16 protein-coding genes are annotated in these 17,542 nt (G+C 38.4%); 11 read left to right on the forward strand and 5 right to left on the reverse strand.

The window, feature by feature from the left end:
- Nucleotides 1-325: 325 nt before the first annotated feature.
- From pilV to H4J61_RS12185, 6 genes are read left to right on the forward strand one after another with little or no spacing between them, the layout of a single operon-like run.
- A complete protein-coding gene (pilV, locus tag H4J61_RS12160; protein WP_182137504.1) occupies nucleotides 326-889 on the forward strand; it encodes a type IV pilus modification protein PilV in 564 nt (187 codons plus the stop codon).
- A 1-nt stretch (nucleotide 890) separates the two neighbouring features.
- The gene (locus tag H4J61_RS12165; RefSeq protein WP_182185236.1) at nucleotides 891-1,850 is read left to right on the forward strand and encodes a PilW family protein; all 960 of its coding nucleotides are present in this window, start codon (nucleotides 891-893) and stop codon (nucleotides 1,848-1,850) included.
- Entirely contained in the window at nucleotides 1,844-2,404 is a 561-nt protein-coding gene (locus H4J61_RS12170) for a PilX N-terminal domain-containing pilus assembly protein (protein ID WP_182185237.1), read from the forward strand. The genes H4J61_RS12165 and H4J61_RS12170 overlap by 7 nt, the downstream gene beginning before the upstream one ends.
- Before the next feature lie 38 nt (nucleotides 2,405-2,442).
- Nucleotides 2,443-5,985: a pilus assembly protein gene (locus tag H4J61_RS18085; RefSeq protein WP_182185238.1), complete on the forward strand. Its 3,543-nt coding sequence runs from the start codon at nucleotides 2,443-2,445 to the stop codon at nucleotides 5,983-5,985.
- On the forward strand, nucleotides 5,985-6,392 hold the full coding sequence (locus H4J61_RS12180) for a type IV pilin protein (protein WP_220461260.1): 408 nt from the start codon (nucleotides 5,985-5,987) through the stop codon (nucleotides 6,390-6,392). Before H4J61_RS18085 ends, H4J61_RS12180 begins: the two co-directional genes overlap by 1 nt.
- 1 nt (nucleotide 6,393) lies before the next feature.
- On the forward strand, nucleotides 6,394-6,717 hold the full coding sequence (locus tag H4J61_RS12185; protein WP_182185239.1) for a TapY2 family type IVa secretion system protein: 324 nt from the start codon (nucleotides 6,394-6,396) through the stop codon (nucleotides 6,715-6,717).
- Between the two features lie 100 nt (nucleotides 6,718-6,817).
- On the opposite strand, the gene H4J61_RS12190 is transcribed toward H4J61_RS12185, so the two are convergent.
- The 3 genes from H4J61_RS12190 to nadE all read right to left on the reverse strand — a co-directional run bounded on the left by H4J61_RS12190 (nucleotide 6,818) and on the right by nadE (nucleotide 9,224).
- Nucleotides 6,818-7,411 (reverse strand): GspH/FimT family protein, encoded by a 594-nt coding sequence (locus H4J61_RS12190; RefSeq protein WP_310650056.1) that lies wholly within the window; start codon nucleotides 7,409-7,411, stop codon nucleotides 6,818-6,820.
- Between the two features lie 328 nt (nucleotides 7,412-7,739).
- On the reverse strand, nucleotides 7,740-8,303 hold the full coding sequence (locus tag H4J61_RS12195) for a GspH/FimT family pseudopilin (protein ID WP_182137499.1): 564 nt from the start codon (nucleotides 8,301-8,303) through the stop codon (nucleotides 7,740-7,742).
- Nucleotides 8,304-8,381: 78 nt separating this feature from the next.
- Complete coding sequence (gene nadE, locus H4J61_RS12200; RefSeq protein WP_182185240.1) at nucleotides 8,382-9,224, reverse strand: ammonia-dependent NAD(+) synthetase; 843 nt, start codon at nucleotides 9,222-9,224, stop codon at nucleotides 8,382-8,384.
- A gap of 211 nt (nucleotides 9,225-9,435) precedes the next feature.
- Between nadE and glnB the strand changes: the two genes are divergently transcribed.
- Nucleotides 9,436-9,774, forward strand: coding sequence for a nitrogen regulatory protein P-II (gene glnB / locus H4J61_RS12205; RefSeq protein ID WP_182137497.1), 339 nt, complete (start codon nucleotides 9,436-9,438; stop codon nucleotides 9,772-9,774).
- A 168-nt stretch (nucleotides 9,775-9,942) separates the two neighbouring features.
- Here the strand turns inward: glnB and H4J61_RS12210 are convergent, their stop codons facing one another.
- Complete coding sequence (locus H4J61_RS12210; RefSeq protein WP_182137517.1) at nucleotides 9,943-10,707, reverse strand: outer membrane protein assembly factor BamD; 765 nt, start codon at nucleotides 10,705-10,707, stop codon at nucleotides 9,943-9,945.
- 152 nt (nucleotides 10,708-10,859) lie between these two features.
- Between H4J61_RS12210 and rluD the strand changes: the two genes are divergently transcribed.
- The 3 genes from rluD (at nucleotide 10,860) to clpB (ending at nucleotide 15,397) form a co-directional block, all read left to right on the forward strand.
- The gene (rluD, locus tag H4J61_RS12215) at nucleotides 10,860-11,837 is read left to right on the forward strand and encodes a 23S rRNA pseudouridine(1911/1915/1917) synthase RluD (protein ID WP_182185241.1); all 978 of its coding nucleotides are present in this window, start codon (nucleotides 10,860-10,862) and stop codon (nucleotides 11,835-11,837) included.
- The gene (gene pgeF, locus H4J61_RS12220; protein ID WP_182185242.1) at nucleotides 11,827-12,660 is read left to right on the forward strand and encodes a peptidoglycan editing factor PgeF; all 834 of its coding nucleotides are present in this window, start codon (nucleotides 11,827-11,829) and stop codon (nucleotides 12,658-12,660) included. Before rluD ends, pgeF begins: the two co-directional genes overlap by 11 nt.
- Before the next feature lie 157 nt (nucleotides 12,661-12,817).
- Complete coding sequence (gene clpB / locus H4J61_RS12225; RefSeq protein WP_182185243.1) at nucleotides 12,818-15,397, forward strand: ATP-dependent chaperone ClpB; 2,580 nt, start codon at nucleotides 12,818-12,820, stop codon at nucleotides 15,395-15,397.
- A 54-nt stretch (nucleotides 15,398-15,451) separates the two neighbouring features.
- Here clpB and H4J61_RS12230 read toward each other — a convergent pair whose 3' ends face one another.
- Nucleotides 15,452-15,895 (reverse strand): hypothetical protein, encoded by a 444-nt coding sequence (locus tag H4J61_RS12230; RefSeq protein WP_182185244.1) that lies wholly within the window; start codon nucleotides 15,893-15,895, stop codon nucleotides 15,452-15,454.
- A 237-nt stretch (nucleotides 15,896-16,132) separates the two neighbouring features.
- Here H4J61_RS12230 and pssA point away from each other — a divergent pair, with 237 nt between their 5' ends.
- Complete coding sequence (gene pssA, locus H4J61_RS12235) at nucleotides 16,133-16,984, forward strand: CDP-diacylglycerol--serine O-phosphatidyltransferase (protein ID WP_182185245.1); 852 nt, start codon at nucleotides 16,133-16,135, stop codon at nucleotides 16,982-16,984.
- The last annotated feature ends 558 nt before the right edge of the window (nucleotides 16,985-17,542 follow it).

Genomic DNA, 17,542 nt, shown 5'->3' on the forward strand with positions numbered 1-17,542 from the left:
ACTCTGTCAGCTGATTTTTAGTTTTTTTAGTTTTTTTAGTTACTTTTTTAATTTCAATGATTATTTATGATACTAAATTTTAATTTACGAGTAGTGTAGTGTTTAAAAACAAGGAAAAATACTCGTAATAATAATTTAAGGTATGAGTTAATGCAGTTCACCAATGTGATTTTTAACACATATGATGGTCTAATTAGTAGTGATTCCCACGATCTCTACCTGCGTATTTCTTCGTATAAAACTATCTATTTCAATCGGTTAAGTTTTTCAGCTATAGTAACAACATCTGTTGTTCGCTTATTCTTATTTAAAGGGAGATTAAATATTGAGTAACTCATTTTCCTATTCCTCATTTCAAAAGCCTTCTTTAAATAAAGGCCTGACATTTATTGAAGTGTTAGTCGCCGTTTTTATTTTAGTGACAGGTATTTTAGGTGCAGTAGCTATGCAAGCTTCGGCTAAAAAAGGTAGCTTCGATGCGATGCAACGCTCTGTTGCATCTGCGTTAGCGCAAGATATAGTCGAGCGCATGCGCAGTAATAATACCACTACATTAGCCGAATATGCGGCTACCGATTACGGCGAAACACTTAATTCATTACCGGCCAATCGTTGTTATAAGCTTGATAGCCTCTGTACACCGGCAGAAATGGTTATTAATGATCAATATGAATGGGAAATGTCCCTTATGGGGGCTGATGTTGTTAATGACGGTAATAATCAAGCGGGCTTAACCGGTGTTAGGGGATGTATAAGTCAGGCATTGAATGCAGTAACTGTAGTGGTGAGCTGGGAAGGGCGCACCGAAATAGCTGACGCGGCAAAAGACAATTGCGGTACAGCTGGTAATAAAAGACGGCAAGTTATTGTTAAGGCCTTTATAAATTAATATGAATAGTCAACGTGGTTATACCTTAATAGAAATATTTATCTCCTTGGCCGTCGGTTTAGCACTTTTTGCCGGCATCCTCAGCGTTTTTGTTGGCATGAAAACTACCACAAAAGAAACAGCAACTTATGGAGAGTTACAAGAAAATGGCCGTTTTGCTTTAAGTGTTCTGAGTGATGATTTACTCAGACAAAACTTTTGGGGTGATTACAGTGGCACGTTAGACCTATCAATGTTAACTGCATCACCAGATGACGCCCCAGGTAACGAATGTGTTGGCGAAGGTTTAAATAATGGCACTTTTCCAAATGCTGTTGGGCATTTTAGAACGCTTTGGGGTAAAACAGTAACAAATAGTTCTGTAATGGACTGTATTGATGATGCAAAAATAACGTCTGATATTATCCAAATAAAACGGGCTATTTCTCAACCTCTAACAGCAAGCACTAGCAATAATTACTATATTATTTCAAACATAAATGAAGCAGAAATATTTACCGGTACCAATATACCAACGGTCTCAAATAGCCAAGTTTGGGAGTACCAGCATCATATTTATTATATTAGGGAAGAAGCTCAAGGCAATAATACTGTGCCCAGTTTAATGCAAAGGCGCTTAACAACCAATATGGCTTTCGACGCTATCATTGATGGCATTGAAATGATCCGCTTTATGTATGGTATTGACACTGACGCTCCAGGTAGTGCTGGGTATGGCATTGTTGATGCTTTTCTATCAGCAGATAATATGACCTCTACCCAATGGGATAATGGCAATAATAATAGAATTTTAGCCATACGTATTTATGTACTAGCGCGTAGCATTCTTCCTGATAACAAATATACTAATACTAATACTTATAATTTAGGTGATTTTCCGGTTACGTTTAATGACAATTATCGTCGATTATTATTTAACTCTACGGTAACTTTATACAATGCGGGAGTCGACTCATGGTAAAACAAAAAGTAAAGCAAAAAGTAAAGCAAAAAAATTACGCTGACAATTTGATAGCCAATAGACAATTATTTAATCGCCAAAAAGGTGTGGTATTGATTGTGGCTTTGGTATTTCTTGTTGCCTTAACCGCTGTTGCTGGTGCCTTGATGCAAAATTCCACGTCAGATATGAAAATGTCAGGTGCTAGTGAAGAAAAAGTGGTTGCCACACAAGAAGCGATAAGTGCTAGCGATGAGGTGATGTTCAGGCAAATTAATGCTGACTCAGGAAATAATAAATTTGCTGCTGCTATCGTGCGATTTCAAGATGAGGATTTTGGTAATGTTACAGATAGTTTAAATATTACCAATACCGATAGTGATACCACCGCAAGTCTTAATGTTGCCAACAATGATCTTGAGCTAGAACCTGATTGTTCCCACTCCAAATCTGCCTCTTCAGTGCAAATATTTACTTGCAATGTCTTACGCGTGCAAGTGGTGCGAAAATATGGCCGAAAAAACACCAATGAAGTTGAAGTAAATACTGGGGTTGTTCAGCAACTTTTACGATGAATTTATCGGTGTTTAAGCTAAATACAGGAGTTAATAACGTGAAAAGATTTTTTGCCATAAGCCTATTAGTATTAACATCAACTCTATCATATAGTGAAGATATTGAGTTGTACGTTAACGAAACGGTTAAAGTCGCTGCATCAAAAATACAAGTGCTTATTATCCTTGATGATTCTGGTAGCATGAATACAGAAGAAACCGTTAAAATTAGATATAATTCAGCCGAGAACTACCCTGCAATCTCTAATACAACAAAATTCTCAAGCGAACATTTATATTATAACAAAGGTGGTGATATCCCTAAGCCAGATAATTCCTCAGACCCAGATAAGCGACGTTTTTTAGCGTCTTTAAATGGTTGTAGCAGTGCTAAATCATCATTAGCCAATAAAGGTTTTTATACCGCGCATATTCGACGGTATAAAAATGACATCAAAGAATGGACAAACCTTTCAACAGAAAATGGTAGTAATATCAGTGTTTTGGATTGTAAGGATGATGTTTTAAACAACAATGACAACAATGCCACTGGTTTTGAGTCAGGCTTTCCGGTTAACAATTTAGGTAATGAGGATAATCCTGACTACTTCACCGATAACATAGACAGCTCAGATGTCGATTGGGGCGGTGAAGTAGTTACGCTGTATACTGAAAATTACTTACGCTGGTATCACGGTGATGATACAAGAGAAGAACAGCGAAGCCGAATGGAAATGGCTAAAGAAAGTATTAATGATGTCATTACTTCTGCACCGTCGATCGATTTTGGTCTGCAAGTTTTTAATTATAATTTTGGCGATAGATCATCTAGTGGCAATGGCGGCCGTATTGTTGCGGGTATCAGGGAAATGACTGAAACTAATGAAACTACAATATTAAACCTAGTTAATAATGAAGTTTTTGCTCAGGGTAGCACGCCATTATGTGAAACTTTATATGAAGCCTCTCGCTACTTCTCTGGTGATAGTGTTAAGTATGGAGATGATGACATTAATATTTATTACCAGTCTGGTGAAATTTATTACGAAAAAAACAAACCTCCTAGAGACCCTTCAATTGAATCATCGGGTAAATACGTTTCACCCTTTTCAGGTTGTAGCGACAAAGTATATGTTATTTTGATCACTGATGGTGAACCACAATATGATCATCATGCTGATAGTAGTATTGAAAGTTTATCTACGGTAGAAGATGGCACAACGTTTAATTTCACCGGGAATAAATTTGAGGGCAATTATCTTGCTGGTTTAGCTGAATGGATGAGTAGTAGAGATCTTAATACCGAGCTAACCGGTAAGCAAACAGCTGATATTTACACTATTGGTTTTAGTGAAGGTTCTGCTAATGCCGAACCTTTACTCAAGGAAACAGCAGCGCTTGGCGGTGGGAAATATTTTTATGCAACAGATAGTGCTCAATTAACCGCTGCTTTAGTTGGTGCTTTAGAAGATTTAGAACCTAGTAATGACAGCTTAACCTCAGCATCTGTTGCTGCCAACAATTTCGACCGAACAGAGACCTTAAACTCTGTTTATTATGCGATGTTTCAACCTGAAAATGGACCACGTTGGCAAGGTAACCTTAAAAAATATAAAGTAGTTAGTAGCAATCAAATAGGTAAACATGGCAATCCAGCATTGGATCTTAATAGCGGTCAATTTTCTAAGGACGTTACAAGCTTTTGGTCAGCAGATAATGCTAAAGATGGTGCTGCTGTAACAAAAGGTGGCGTAGCTGAAATGTTACGTAATAAAACCAACCGGATAATTTATAGTGATATTGGCAGCAGTGACGCTTTAGCTTTGTTAACACAGACTTCAGCTGAAACATCATTTGGTGGTAGCGCTGAACTGGCAACGGCACTAGATGTTACTGAGAATGAGGTTGGCACTTATTTACGTTGGGCCAAGGGAGAGAATGTCGATAATATTGAATCAGATGATGGCTCTATACCCATCATGCGGCCAGATGTTTTTGGTGATCCATTACACTCTAAGCCGTTAGTGGTTAATTATGGCGATAGCATTCGAATTCTTATCGGCACTAATGCAGGTGCACTTCATATGTTTGAGGATAAAGGTGATAGCGTAGATGAAAGCTGGGCCTTTATGCCAAAAGAGTTTTTTAAAAATATTAAGCCATTACGAGAAAACTATTCAACAGCAGAGAAAGTTTATGGTGTCGATGGCAACATAACGTCATACGTAGAGGATAATAATGGTGACGGTGTTATAAATGGTACCGATAAAGTGTGGGTATTCTTTGGCTTACGACGTGGAGGAACTTCATATTACGCACTAGATATTAGTACCCCAAGTTCCCCAAGTAAACTTTGGCATATTGATGCCTCTACCACAGGATTTGGCCGGTTAGGGCAATCATGGTCTCAACCAAAACTGGGTTATTCTAAGCTAAATATTTCAGGCTCTGGTAATAGTGCGGTTGCGGCACCCGTATTGTTTTTCGGTGGTGGTTATGATGTGGTAAACGATTCAAATACGACAGTAATTACTTATGCTAAGGGCAACGCTGTTTATATGATCGATGCTAAAACCGGCGTATTAAAATGGAGTATGACTCCTGCTGGTGGTGATACGGTATTCCCTGGAATAGACAGTATTCCATCAAGTATTGCCATATTAGACAGTGATGGCGATGGTTTAACTGATCGATTATACACAGGTGACACGGGAGGCAATGTTTGGCGTGTTGATATGCCTAGCGCTAATCCCGCTGACAGTGAGGATCCATGGTCGGTCTTTAAGTTAGCAGAGCTAGGTGGAGTAACCAACACCACTGATGATTTACGCTTTTTTAATGAACCATCTATCGTTCGTACCTTTATCAGTGAAACAATTGAAACAAAAGTCACAGATCAAGATGGTCAAACAACCGCTATTTTTCATCATCAAGAAAAACCTTATGACGCGGTACTTATTGGTAGTGGTGACAGATCAAACCCATTAGGTACAGATACTAATGACAGATTCTTTATGATTAAAGATCAACATATTAAAACTAAGTCTTTTTATAATATAGTCGAGCCAAAAAAACCTGTGGCACTGTTGAAAAGTGATTTATATAATTATACCGATAATCCTTTTGATCAAACGCTAACACTTGCAAAGCGCAATGAATTAGCAAGAGATGTTAGCAAGAAATCGGGTTGGTTTATAAACCTAAACCTTGAAGACACGGGTGAAAAAAGTACGGCTGAAGCTATTGTTATCAATGGTGTAGTTTATTTTACGACTTTTATTCCGCCTAATTTAGATCCTAACGTTGTCTACTGTGAACAACCTAATGGTACCGGATTATTATATGCAGTCGACCTTGCATTAGGTACTGCGATTTATAATTGGAAGATAAATGATGATGTGCCACCTGATGATGGACCACCTGACGACGCCGTCAGAAGTATCAAAATAAGTGAGCAGTTTTTAGGTGCGCCAACGTTAATTGTAGTACCTGACGCTAACGGCGACACGATTGGCAATATCATTGTTGGCAGAGAGGTAGTCATTACACCCTTTAAACTGCAGACCATGCGAACTTATTTGTACATTAAAGAGGGGGCATAATGTCAAAAATTAAAGCACTTAATGGCTTTACATTAATCGAGTTGTTAATCGCAGTTGCTATCGTTTCGATTCTAGCGGCTATAGCGATTCCGTCATATACTGATTTTGTTGCGCGCTCAAACCGCACAGAAGCTCAGCGAGAATTATTAAGAATAGCAAATATGCAAGAGCAATTTTATGTTGATACAAGAGCGTACACCTCTGATATGACAGCGTTAGGACTAGGTAATGACCCCTTTATTACTGAAAACTCTTATTATAGTATTGATGCAATACTTGCAAACGGAGGTTTTGTGTTAACAGCAACAGCACTTGAACCGCAAAGATCAAATGACAGCAGCTGTCAGGCGTTATCTGTTAGCAACACCGGACAAAAATTACCGGCCGATGTCTGTTGGGAGCAATAAAATGAAAAATATAATATTTGTGGTTACTTTACTACTATTGATTAATGCAAGTTTCAATGTGGCTGCAGCTAATATAGTGGTAAAAAAGTACAAGGTTGATGTTAAATGCCATATCGAATTGGTTGGTGGTAAGCAGTTGATTTACTTTGCTAGCGTAAAAGAAAGTCAAGTGAATAAACTTGTTGATACCCTAGCTAATCGCAAAGTACCAACACCTTTTTCTAAAGAGAGGCAGCAAGTGTATAAGGCATTTGAGTGCGTGTTGTTAAAGGCTAAGTTTAACTCTGTCAAAGCGAATCAGCTATTTGACGCACAACCTCGTTAATAGCCTGTTCGCCTAAATAATATTGCTCAGTGAAAAGTGAAAAGTGAAAAGTGAAAGTGATTTTATTTTATAACTGTGCCCAGTAGTTGTTGGGCACATATTAACTACAAGAAACTTCAGTACCATTTCTATTCTCATCTTTACCGTCATTGTTCGTATCAGCAGTCGTGTATACCCGACCTGACAGAGATATTTCTACGCCACGCGATAAATTACTATTACCTTTAGGGCAATAACTAAAGTTGCTATTGCCCTCAGAGACTAACCGCCCCGTTGGCGCAAAAATAATAAGACCTTGACTGAATGTTAACGTGTCACCGCTAGCAATTTTCCCTTTAACTTTAACCAACTCTTCATTTACGCTGTCATAAGTCTTATTGTTGACTAAGGTACTTGCACTATTGATAAAGACACTTAATTCATTTTGCCAGTTGTCGCTGCAAGTTGTGCCGTTTAATGGGCAAAGGGTGACATTTTTACCACTATTGATAGCACTGTTTCTTGCTGTTAATACCAAGCGATGAATTTCACTTATTTCACTATCAACTCTTAATTTTACTATAAACTGACCTAAACTGGGGCCAGCAATGGCTGTTAATATTCCAATAATAGCAATGCCAATAAGTAACTCAACAATAGTAAAGCCTTTGATTAATTTTTTATGTTGAGATTTTTTAATAGATAACTTAGACACAAGGACAACTTTAGTGAAGATTAATGTTTTACTTATAACATTGTTGCTTAAGCTCAGCTAGGAAAGTTTGTTTAAATCATCGGCGCTAATTACAGCCTTGGTATCAGGGATATTAACTTTTTCTTCACTCACTTGTTAAAGCGAGTGTTTTACTGTTCTGTGATTTTAGCTTGAGAGCAGCTAATCGCTATGTCGTAAATTCCGTCTGTTGTTAACTTGATAAGGTATACACAAGGATTAAATACCACTGAGCGGGTATTAAAATAATGCATATTACACCCATCATAATATAATAATGAACATTAAAAAAAACTGGAAAAACAGTTAATTAAAAACATTTTATTTTAACTCCTGTGCGCCTGACATTCTTGCCGTTAGTTTTATTGGCTGCGCTAACATAGGCCCTACCTGAATTTCTTACAACAATACCTCGGTTTTTATCATTATGGTACTTAGGGCAATAACTAAATGTAGCGTTCTGTCCCCAGCCTAATAAATGCCCTGTTGGAGCATAAGTTAAGCCGATACGTGTTTTGCCATATTGTAGTTTATCTCCAGCTTTTATTGCGCCTTTTTGAGCGATAAGTTGTTCATCCAGTGCCGGCTCATATACTTTATTATTGTTAATGTCAGTAAATACACTCAGCTCTTGGTGCCATAAGTTTTTACATCTTCCTTGGCTATTTAACGGGCATAAAGTTACGCCAGTGTTATTGCTTAAGGCGCTATTTCGAGTAATTAAAATCAGACGATGCAGGGTAGATATTTCATTGTCTACGCGGGTGTAAACAATGAAGTTATTTAGGTTAGGAACACCAATGGAAAGCAAACTTAGCATTATAGCTAACCCAACCATAGTTTCGATAATCGTAAATCCATTATATTTTGACACTACAACCATTCCTTAGTTGAATAACCTTTTCAGTGCTAGGTATAGTCAAAAATATTGTAATTTACCAAACTAAATTAATTAACCTTCATATATCGTTGGAATTTCTGAACGCTTATGCTGCGTTTTCATATAGATAGCAATTATTTTTTCTTCGACTAATTTATCTGTGTTCTTACCTTCTAAAAAATCATCTAACTGGTCGTAACTTAGTCCTAACGCATCTTCATCTGTTTTACTTGGCGCTAGCTCTTCTAAATCAGCGGTTGGCGCTTTATCGATTAACTGAGCCGGAGCACCTAAACTGCTGGCAAGCTGCTTAACTTGACGTTTAGATAAGCCAAATAAAGGTGCTAAATCGCAAGCCCCGTCACCCCATTTTGTAAAAAAACCGGTAATGTTTTCAGCTGAGTGATCTGTACCTAGTACCAAGGCGCCTAATATGCCAGCAATATGATATTGCATTACCATGCGAGTACGAGCTTTGACATTACCTTTGGAAAAATCTACTTGTGCAGCATTGGCGGTTAAAAGATCAGCCGCTTGTAATGCCCGGATGGTTTCAGTATGTATACCCTCTGTGCCTGCAAAGATATTAGTGGTTAGACTATGACTAGGTTTTATAAATTCAAGTGCAAGTTGAGCGTCATCTTCATCTGCTTGTATATCAAAGGGAAGTCTTATAGCAATAAATTTATATGGCGGTTGATTTTCAGCGTTTTCGTTATTCAAAGCGTCAATAGCGAGTTGAGCTAAACGCCCGCAAGTAGAGGAATCAACGCCACCACTTATCCCTAAAACAAGAGATTTAAGCCCCGATTGTATTAATTTTTTTTTGATAAAATTAACTCGACGTTCAATTTCAAACGCAGCATCAATTTCAGGTAATACTTTCATTTCATTGATTATTGCCTGGGCGCTCATGATATTTCCTTCTGGAGTATGTGGCATGTTACTTTTAAGCTGACTTATGCCAGCAGGTAGCTTTAGTGTAACAAAGTCTATCTTCAATTAGAATTTTTGCACTATAGGTATAAGTTAATTCTGTGTACAATTACTTGATATTCAGTTGTGATGTAGATAATAATAATTATCAGTAAAATGCTGACGCGTAAATCAACCTATAGGCTGTAAAATGAAAAAGATAGAAGCGATAATTAAACCATTTAAAATGGATGATGTACGTGAAGCACTAGGCGAAATTGGTGTGACGGGAATGACAGTATCAGAAGTTAAAGGCTTTGGACGTCAAAAAGGGCATACAGAGCTTTATCGTGGCGCAGAATATATGGTGGATTTTTTGCCAAAAGTAAAATTGGAAATAGTCGTGAAGACAGAAGATGTTGATCGCTGTGTAAACACCATTTTAGAAACAGCACAAACAGGAAAAATTGGTGACGGTAAAATTTTTATAACGGCTGTTGAAAGGGTGATACGAATTCGTACGGGAGAAGAAGACGAAGAAGCTATCTAGCGTTAACCTGTTAAAAAAATACCAGCACTAAGCTGGTATTTTATGTTCAGGCCTTTCTCTCAAACATCCTGTCTTTCGAGACACTAGTAAATCCCTATACGCTCGATGAAGGGTATGTCGCGTTCACCTGAATGCGCAAGAACGACGATCTTCATAGAAACTAAAGCGTTACTTAGCAACTCGTGGGTTGTTAGGATAATTTGCCGCTAAAACTTGTTTGGCATTAATCTGTAAATCATTCAAGCCTAACTTGCCATAACAGACAATCATAATTTCTAATGCTTCTTCTGTTTCTGGACTAGGAGAAAAATATTCAACAATATATTTTCCTCGGTTAGCCGAAGAAACATAGGCTTCACGCTTTAAGTAATAGCGCGCAACCGATAACTCATATTTTGCTAGGCGTGATTTAATGGCAATCATACGTTGGCGAGAGTCTGCAGCATATTTACTGTTAGGATACTTCTCTAATACTATTTTTAAATCATTGAATGCAGCGTGCGCCGCCGTAGGATCACGGTCTGAACGGTCTATTCCTGCTAAATTTTGGAATAAATTTTCTTGGGTAGCAACATTGATTAATGCACGCATATAATAGACATAGTCTAAGTTTGAATGCGCTGGGTTTAATCGTAAAAATCTGTCGGTAAGTGCCAATCCTTGCGCAGCATCACCGCTTTTGTAATAAGCATAAATTAAATCTAATTGTACTTGATGAGAGATTGGCCCATAAGGAAATCGAGAATCTATCGCAGATAAAATTTGGATCGCTTTTTGATATAAGCCATTATCAAGCGATGCTCTAGCATCAGAGAATAATGCTTGAGCTGACTTATCTGGCACCTTCTTAATATCTCTTTCACTTGTTCCTGAACAGCCTGTTAATGCTAACACTAGCGCAAGGCACATTATTTTTATTGTCACTTTTTCCATAGACTTCAATATCACTACTTTGTTTTAGTTAAAATAAATATCCTCCTCACTATAATTACTTAATGTAATTGCTTTAGCAAAGAGGTAAAATAAGCTATAGCATTCTAACCTAGCAATCCTGCCTTGCACAGTGCTAATTAATAGAGAGTTTGATGGCTGAGATAATTCAACACCGGGATACGGTTCCCGAATCATGCTTAGGTAAACGTTTCGACCAGACTTTGGCTGTAATGTTCCCTGATTATTCACGTTCACGGTTAAAAGAATGGATTTTAGCCGGTCATATTACGGTTGACGGCCTAGTTGTCGATAGACCACGAGAAAAAATGTTTGGTGGTGAAGAAGTAGCCATTGATACACAAGTTGAGAGCGAAGTACGCTTTCAAGCACAAGATCTACCTTTAAACATAGTGTACGAAGACGATGATATTTTAGTCATCAACAAGCCTGCGGGCTTTGTCGTACATCCTGGCGCAGGTAACCCTGATGGCACAGTTTTAAATGCCTTACTACATCACTGCCCGCAGTTAGATGTTGTACCTCGTGCTGGTATTGTTCATCGTTTAGATAAAGATACTACGGGATTAATGGTGGTGGCAAAAACGATTGCTGCGCAAACTAACCTAGTTGAATCACTACAAGCGCGTGAAATTACCCGTGAATACGAAGCTATTGCCAGTGGTATTATGACCGCAGGTGGTTTGGTTGATCAGCCTATTGGTCGTCACGCTACAAAACGTACTCATATGGCGGTTACTTTTTCAGGTCGCCCTTCGGTAACGCATTATCGTGTGATGGAAAAGTTCAGGTTACATACCCGTTTACGCTTGCGTTTAGAAACGGGTCGAACTCATCAAATTCGTGTTCATATGGCTCATATTACTCATGCACTGGCGGGTGATCCCGTATATGGCGGCCGTCCGCGTCCTCCAAAAAATGCCTCTGAAGAGTTACGAGAAATGTTACAACAATTTAAGCGCCAAGCCTTACACGCGGCAATGTTATCTTTATATCATCCGATAACAGGTGTGCAAATGACTTGGCATGCTGATGTACCTGAAGATATGGTGGCGTTAGCTGATATGTTGCGTAAAGATACCAAAATCCATCTTATCGATAGTGATTACTAACTCATCTAATAACTTACAATGTATTAAATGGCCAACAGAAGGTGTGTTGGCCTTTGCTACTACTCGCTTAATGCCTAGTAAAGATCAATTATCTAAACATTCAGCGCATTTATTATCAAATAGTACTCACACAGAAAAATTACAAGCCGAGTTTGATGCTTTTAATCTAGGCGATCATGTGGGAGATTGTCCCAATACTGTGGCCCGAAATAGAAGCTTGTTACTTGATTACCTGCCAAGCATGACAAAAATTCAATGGTTAGAGCAAGTTCATGGTAATAATGTCGTTGTTGTTGAAAAACATCAAAATACGCCTATTGTCGCTGATGCTGCGATAACACATAGTCAGCACATCGCTTTAGCCATAATGACCGCCGACTGTTTACCTATTTTGTTATCAAATAAAGATGGTAGCGAAATTGCGGCCATTCATGCAGGTTGGCGACCACTAGCCGCAAATATAATCGAACGTACCATTAGAAAAATGCATAGTGCGGCCGATGAGATTTTCGCATGGATGGGCCCTTGTATTGGTCCTCAAGCTTTTGAAGTTGGCCCAGAGGTAAAACAGGCATTCTGTCAAATGTCAGTAAAATTTGAATCTGCTTTCCAACCTGTGCCATTTTTAAATAATGGCAGAACAGAGGGAAAGTTTCTGGCCAATTTACAGTTAATCGCCGAGTTACAACTCTTGGCATTAGGGGTTACCAATATCACTAAAATTGCAGACTGTACTTATAAGCATAGTGCTAAGTATTATTCTTATCGCAGAGACGGAAAAACCGGGCGTATGGCTAGCGTAATATGTATGCATTCACTCTAGTAAAAATTATCCCTTATAAATAAGGTGATTATTTAAAAGTGTTCTGTTGATTTAGGTCAAAGTTTTAGCGACTCTTTTCTTGAAAACCCTCCTTGGTGTCCTTATAACATAGATAACTAAACTGTAAGCCCAGTAACATGGCACTAGGAGAACATTAATGCGTTTAGAAAAATTTACCCAGGCTTTTCAAGTAGCAATATCTGATGCGCAATCCATCGCATTAGGTAAAGATCATCAATTTATCGAGCCAATACATTTAATGCTTGCGTTATTAAATCAAAACGCCAGCAGTATTATCCCTTTATTAAAAAGTGCCGGTATCAATGTGCGAACGTTAAGATCGCAAGTTGAAGTGGCTCTCGAAGAATTAGCACATGTGTCGGGCACAGGCGGTGAAGTGCAGCTATCGTCTGCCATGGGTAATATTTTAAACCTTTGTGATAAATTTGCCCAAAAGCATGGCGACAAATTTATCTCCTCAGAAATATTTATGCTAGCGGCGTTACAAGATAAAGGTAAGTTAGGTCAAATTCTTAAAGGCTTAGGGGCGAGTGAACAACGTATACAAGACGCGATAGTTCATATTCGTGGCGGTAAGAATGTTGATGATGCTAACGCGGAAGAAGTGCGTCAAGCATTGGATAAATACACCATTGATCTAACCGAACTAGCAGAGCAAGGAAAGTTAGATCCAGTTATTGGTCGCGATGATGAAATCAGGCGTACCATTCAAGTATTACAGCGCCGCACTAAAAATAACCCGGTATTAATTGGTCAGCCAGGTGTTGGTAAAACCGCGATTGTTGAAGGCCTAGCTCAACGCATTGTCGATCATGAAGTACCAGAAGGTATTCGAAATAAACGCGTATTGTCACTTGATATGGGCGCACTCGTTGCCGGCGCTAAATATCGTGGAGAATTTGAAGAACGTCTTAAAGCGGTACTCAGTGAATTAAGCCAGTTAGAAGGGCAAGTCATCTTATTTATTGATGAACTACACACTATGGTTGGCGCGGGTAAAGGTGACGGTGCTATGGACGCCGGTAATATGTTAAAGCCAGCGTTAGCACGCGGTGATTTGCATTGTGTTGGCGCTACTACATTAGATGAATATCGCCAATATATTGAAAAAGATGCGGCATTGGAACGTCGATTTCAGAAAATTATAGTCGATGAACCCAGTGTTGAAGATACCATTGCTATATTACGTGGTCTTAAAGAACGCTACGAACTCCATCATAATGTTGAAATAACAGATCCCGCTATTGTTGCCGCAGCAACCTTATCTCATCGCTATGTTAGCGATCGTCAATTACCCGACAAAGCTATCGATCTTATTGATGAAGCAGCTTCTAGTATTCGTATGCAAATGGATTCTAAGCCAGAGAACTTAGACCGATTAGAAAGGCGTTTAATTCAACTGAAATTGGAACAAAGGGCTTTATCAAAAGATTCTGATCCGGCCTCTAAAAAACGTTTGGACCTCATCTCGGATGAAATCGGCACTTGCCAAGTCAGTTATGACGAGTTGGATGAAGTCTGGAAAACCGAAAAAGCGGCACTACATGGTACACAAGCGATTAAAACTGATTTAGAGCATGCTCGTATTGAACTTGAAGCGGCTCGTCGCGTAGGCGATCTTAATACCATGGCCGAGTTACAATATAGTCGCATCCCTGATCTTGAAAAACAGCTAGATCTGGCTAGCCAAGCAGAAATGCAAGAAATGACCTTGCTGCGAAACAAAGTGACTGACGTAGAAATAGCTGACGTGTTAAGCCGAGCTACCGGAATTCCGGTTGCAAAAATGCTCGAAGGTGAATGTGACAAATTATTGCAAATGGAAGATAACCTGCACAAACGCGTTATTGGGCAATCAGAAGCGGTAGTTTCAGTATCAAATGCTATTCGTCGCTCAAGGGCAGGTTTGGCAGACCCAGATCAACCCATAGGCTCATTCCTATTTCTTGGCCCTACTGGTGTAGGTAAAACAGAATTAACTAAAGCTTTAGCTCACTTTCTTTTTGATAGTGAAGATTCATTGGTGCGAGTTGATATGTCAGAGTTTATGGAGAAACACTCTGTTGCACGTTTAGTGGGAGCGCCTCCAGGTTATGTCGGTTATGAGGAAGGTGGCTATTTAACTGAAGCGGTGAGACGTAAACCCTATTCTGTTATTTTACTTGATGAAATTGAAAAAGCGCATCCTGACGTTTTTAATATTTTACTACAAGTATTAGATGACGGACGCTTAACTGATGGGCAAGGGCGTACGGTCGACTTTAAAAATACGGTTATTATTATGACCTCCAACATTGGCTCAGATATTATTCAGGAATATGTTGATGACAGCCAATATCCGCAAATGAAAGCTCGGGTAATAGCAGAACTTGGAAATCACTTCAAGCCAGAGTTTATTAATCGGGTCGATGAAACCGTAGTGTTTCATCCCTTACTTGCTGAGCAAATTAAAAGTATCGCCAGTATTCAAATATCGGCCTTAACTAAGCGATTAGAAGAACGCGATATCACCATGACATTATCGGAAGAAGCGTTATCTTTTGTTGCGGCGGCAGGCTTTGATCCAATTTTTGGTGCTAGACCTTTAAAACGCTCTATCCAGCAAGAAATTGAAAACCCTTTAGCACATAAACTACTGGCTAACGAATTCTCCGCGGGTGATCATATATTTGTTGAGCTTGTTGATAATAACTTGAATTTCACCGTTAAAGCTTAGTGGCGTTATCGTAAGCTAATATACCCTAGATGCAGGCTGACAATGTTTACTGATTTAATCAGTACAGTAAACTTCAGCCTGTTTTTTATTCATCGTTAACTGTTGCTGTTTTTCTAATGCCGTTAATATCTCTACACTACCTTGCCCATTTTTATATTGAATTGTATCAAAATTGGCTAATGTTGTTATATTTTCGCGAGCAGTTAAACACTTCTCATCATTAAGCTCATGGTTAACATTACTTTTCTCGCTACTATCACCCAAAGTATTATTTTGTAATTTTAAAGCTTCATCACTACTCGCTTCATCAGTAATGACGGAAGATTTTTTGTTATTTGACATACTAATTTCGATATAGTCATCACGGTCTGGCTGATGTTGACTAAAATGAACGACATTGTGTTCGTCGAACCAACGATAAACTGTTATTTTTTCAGCTGCAAAGACATCAAAATACACTAATGTGACTAAACAGAATGACAAGGTTTTAATGTGCATATTGATACCTATCCATAAGTTAATACTTAATTTCCCTGTTATGAGCATAATGAGCTAAAACAATAGTCACTGGCGACTATTCTGTAATCACTATAATGTTTTATAACAACACCAAGACCAGTTTACAAATGTTTGCTAGTTTTATTAATCATTCATGGGTACTACAGCTACCGTTAATAATTAAACTTATGCTAGATTAGAGCTCTCTATTCATATTAACGTATTTCGGTTTTACTTATGCCAGACAAACATAATGACGATTCGCTGCAAACTCGTGGCATTTATCTTTTACCCAACTTATTAACCACTGCAGGATTGTTTTCTGGCTTTTATGCCGTTATATCATCAATGAATGGGCATTTTATTAGTGCCGCGGTTGCTATCTTTATTGCGATGATTTTCGATGGTTTAGATGGCCGAGTTGCACGAATGACTAATACTCAAAGTGAGTTTGGCGCAGAATATGACAGTATGGCTGATATGTTGTCATTTGGCATAGCACCAGGAATAGTAGCATATAATTGGGCGCTTTCAAGTTTTGGCAAGTTTGGTTGGTTAGCCGCATTTGTTTATGTTGCTTGTGCAGCATTGCGTCTTTCACGCTTTAATACCCAAGTTGGCATCGCCGACAAACGCTATTTTCAAGGCTTAGCTAGCCCAGCCGCCGCAGGCGTTGTTGCTAGCCTTATTTGGGTTGGTAGCGAATATAAAGTTAACGGTCAAGACTATGGTTATTTTGTTGGAATTATTACCATCATACTTGGCCTGTTAATGGTGAGTAATTTTAGATACAACAGCTTTAAGGAAGTTGACTGGAAAGGTAAGGTAAATTTTGTTGTTGTACTATTAATAGTGCTCGCCTTTGTGGTTATTGCATCGAGTCCTGAAAATATCCTGCTTATTATATTTGCTTTCTATGCTTGTTCAGGACCATTTACCACTATCCGCTCAGTAAAGAAATTGAAATTAGAGCATGTAGTGGGTGACGATCAAGATGCAGACTTTCACCGTTATAGTGAAAATAAAGCGACGGATGCCGAAAAAGTAGCAGAAGAAGAGACTAAATCAAAAAAAGAGCCTGAAAAATAAAGCTAATCACCTTATATAAACCATGCTTACACATTTATTACTCAGTCGCTTTATTACTTCTAAGTATAATCTAAGTATAAAAAGCGAAATATATAAGATAAAAGCAGCAGTATTTAGCGCTTATTTCATCTTGTTAGAACGAAAAAACAACGTCTTGCTTAATTAAAAGGCAAATAGTCATTTAATCGCAATTTAATTGATATTAGGTGTTGACGTGAAGCCAGAAATCGCTAGAATGCGCTCCAGTTCCAAGGGGTAACCCAAACGAACGGTTTTAATAGCTTAACTACTCTTTATAAGAGCTAAACAGTTAAGTTAACGTTTTAAAAATGAGTTTGAATCTTCTGAAAAGAAAGTTTAAAAAATATAAATAAAACGTTGACATTAAAACTCAGGTGCGTAAAATGCGCATCTCGCTTCAGGCAAGGCCTGTAGCAACGAATTACTTTACGGTATAGAGCGAATGAGATTCTGTATCGGTTAGTTATCTTCTTTGAAGAAACTAACTTTCTTTAACAATTAGTTATCATGCAATTTGTGTGGACACTCACATTAACG

It is taken from the genome of Colwellia sp. MB3u-4 (assembly GCF_014077065.1).
Classification (GTDB): domain Bacteria; phylum Pseudomonadota; class Gammaproteobacteria; order Enterobacterales; family Alteromonadaceae; genus Cognaticolwellia.

What these genes read in the sequence shown, in the direction of transcription:
- clpB (WP_182185243.1), top strand. Translation starts at nt 12,818, where the DNA reads ATGCGTTTAGAAAAATTTACCCAGGCTTTTCAAGTAGCAATATCTGAT.
- rluD (WP_182185241.1), top strand. Translation starts at nt 10,860, where the DNA reads ATGGCTGAGATAATTCAACACCGGGATACGGTTCCCGAATCATGCTTA.
- H4J61_RS12185 (WP_182185239.1), top strand. Translation starts at nt 6,394, where the DNA reads ATGAAAAATATAATATTTGTGGTTACTTTACTACTATTGATTAATGCA.
- H4J61_RS12170 (WP_182185237.1), top strand. Translation starts at nt 1,844, where the DNA reads ATGGTAAAACAAAAAGTAAAGCAAAAAGTAAAGCAAAAAAATTACGCT.
- nadE (WP_182185240.1), bottom strand. Translation starts at nt 9,224, where the DNA reads ATGAGCGCCCAGGCAATAATCAATGAAATGAAAGTATTACCTGAAATT.
- glnB (WP_182137497.1), top strand. Translation starts at nt 9,436, where the DNA reads ATGAAAAAGATAGAAGCGATAATTAAACCATTTAAAATGGATGATGTA.
- pssA (WP_182185245.1), top strand. Translation starts at nt 16,133, where the DNA reads ATGCCAGACAAACATAATGACGATTCGCTGCAAACTCGTGGCATTTAT.
- H4J61_RS12210 (WP_182137517.1), bottom strand. Translation starts at nt 10,707, where the DNA reads ATGGAAAAAGTGACAATAAAAATAATGTGCCTTGCGCTAGTGTTAGCA.
- H4J61_RS12180 (WP_220461260.1), top strand. Translation starts at nt 5,985, where the DNA reads ATGTCAAAAATTAAAGCACTTAATGGCTTTACATTAATCGAGTTGTTA.
- H4J61_RS12165 (WP_182185236.1), top strand. Translation starts at nt 891, where the DNA reads ATGAATAGTCAACGTGGTTATACCTTAATAGAAATATTTATCTCCTTG.
- H4J61_RS12230 (WP_182185244.1), bottom strand. Translation starts at nt 15,895, where the DNA reads ATGCACATTAAAACCTTGTCATTCTGTTTAGTCACATTAGTGTATTTT.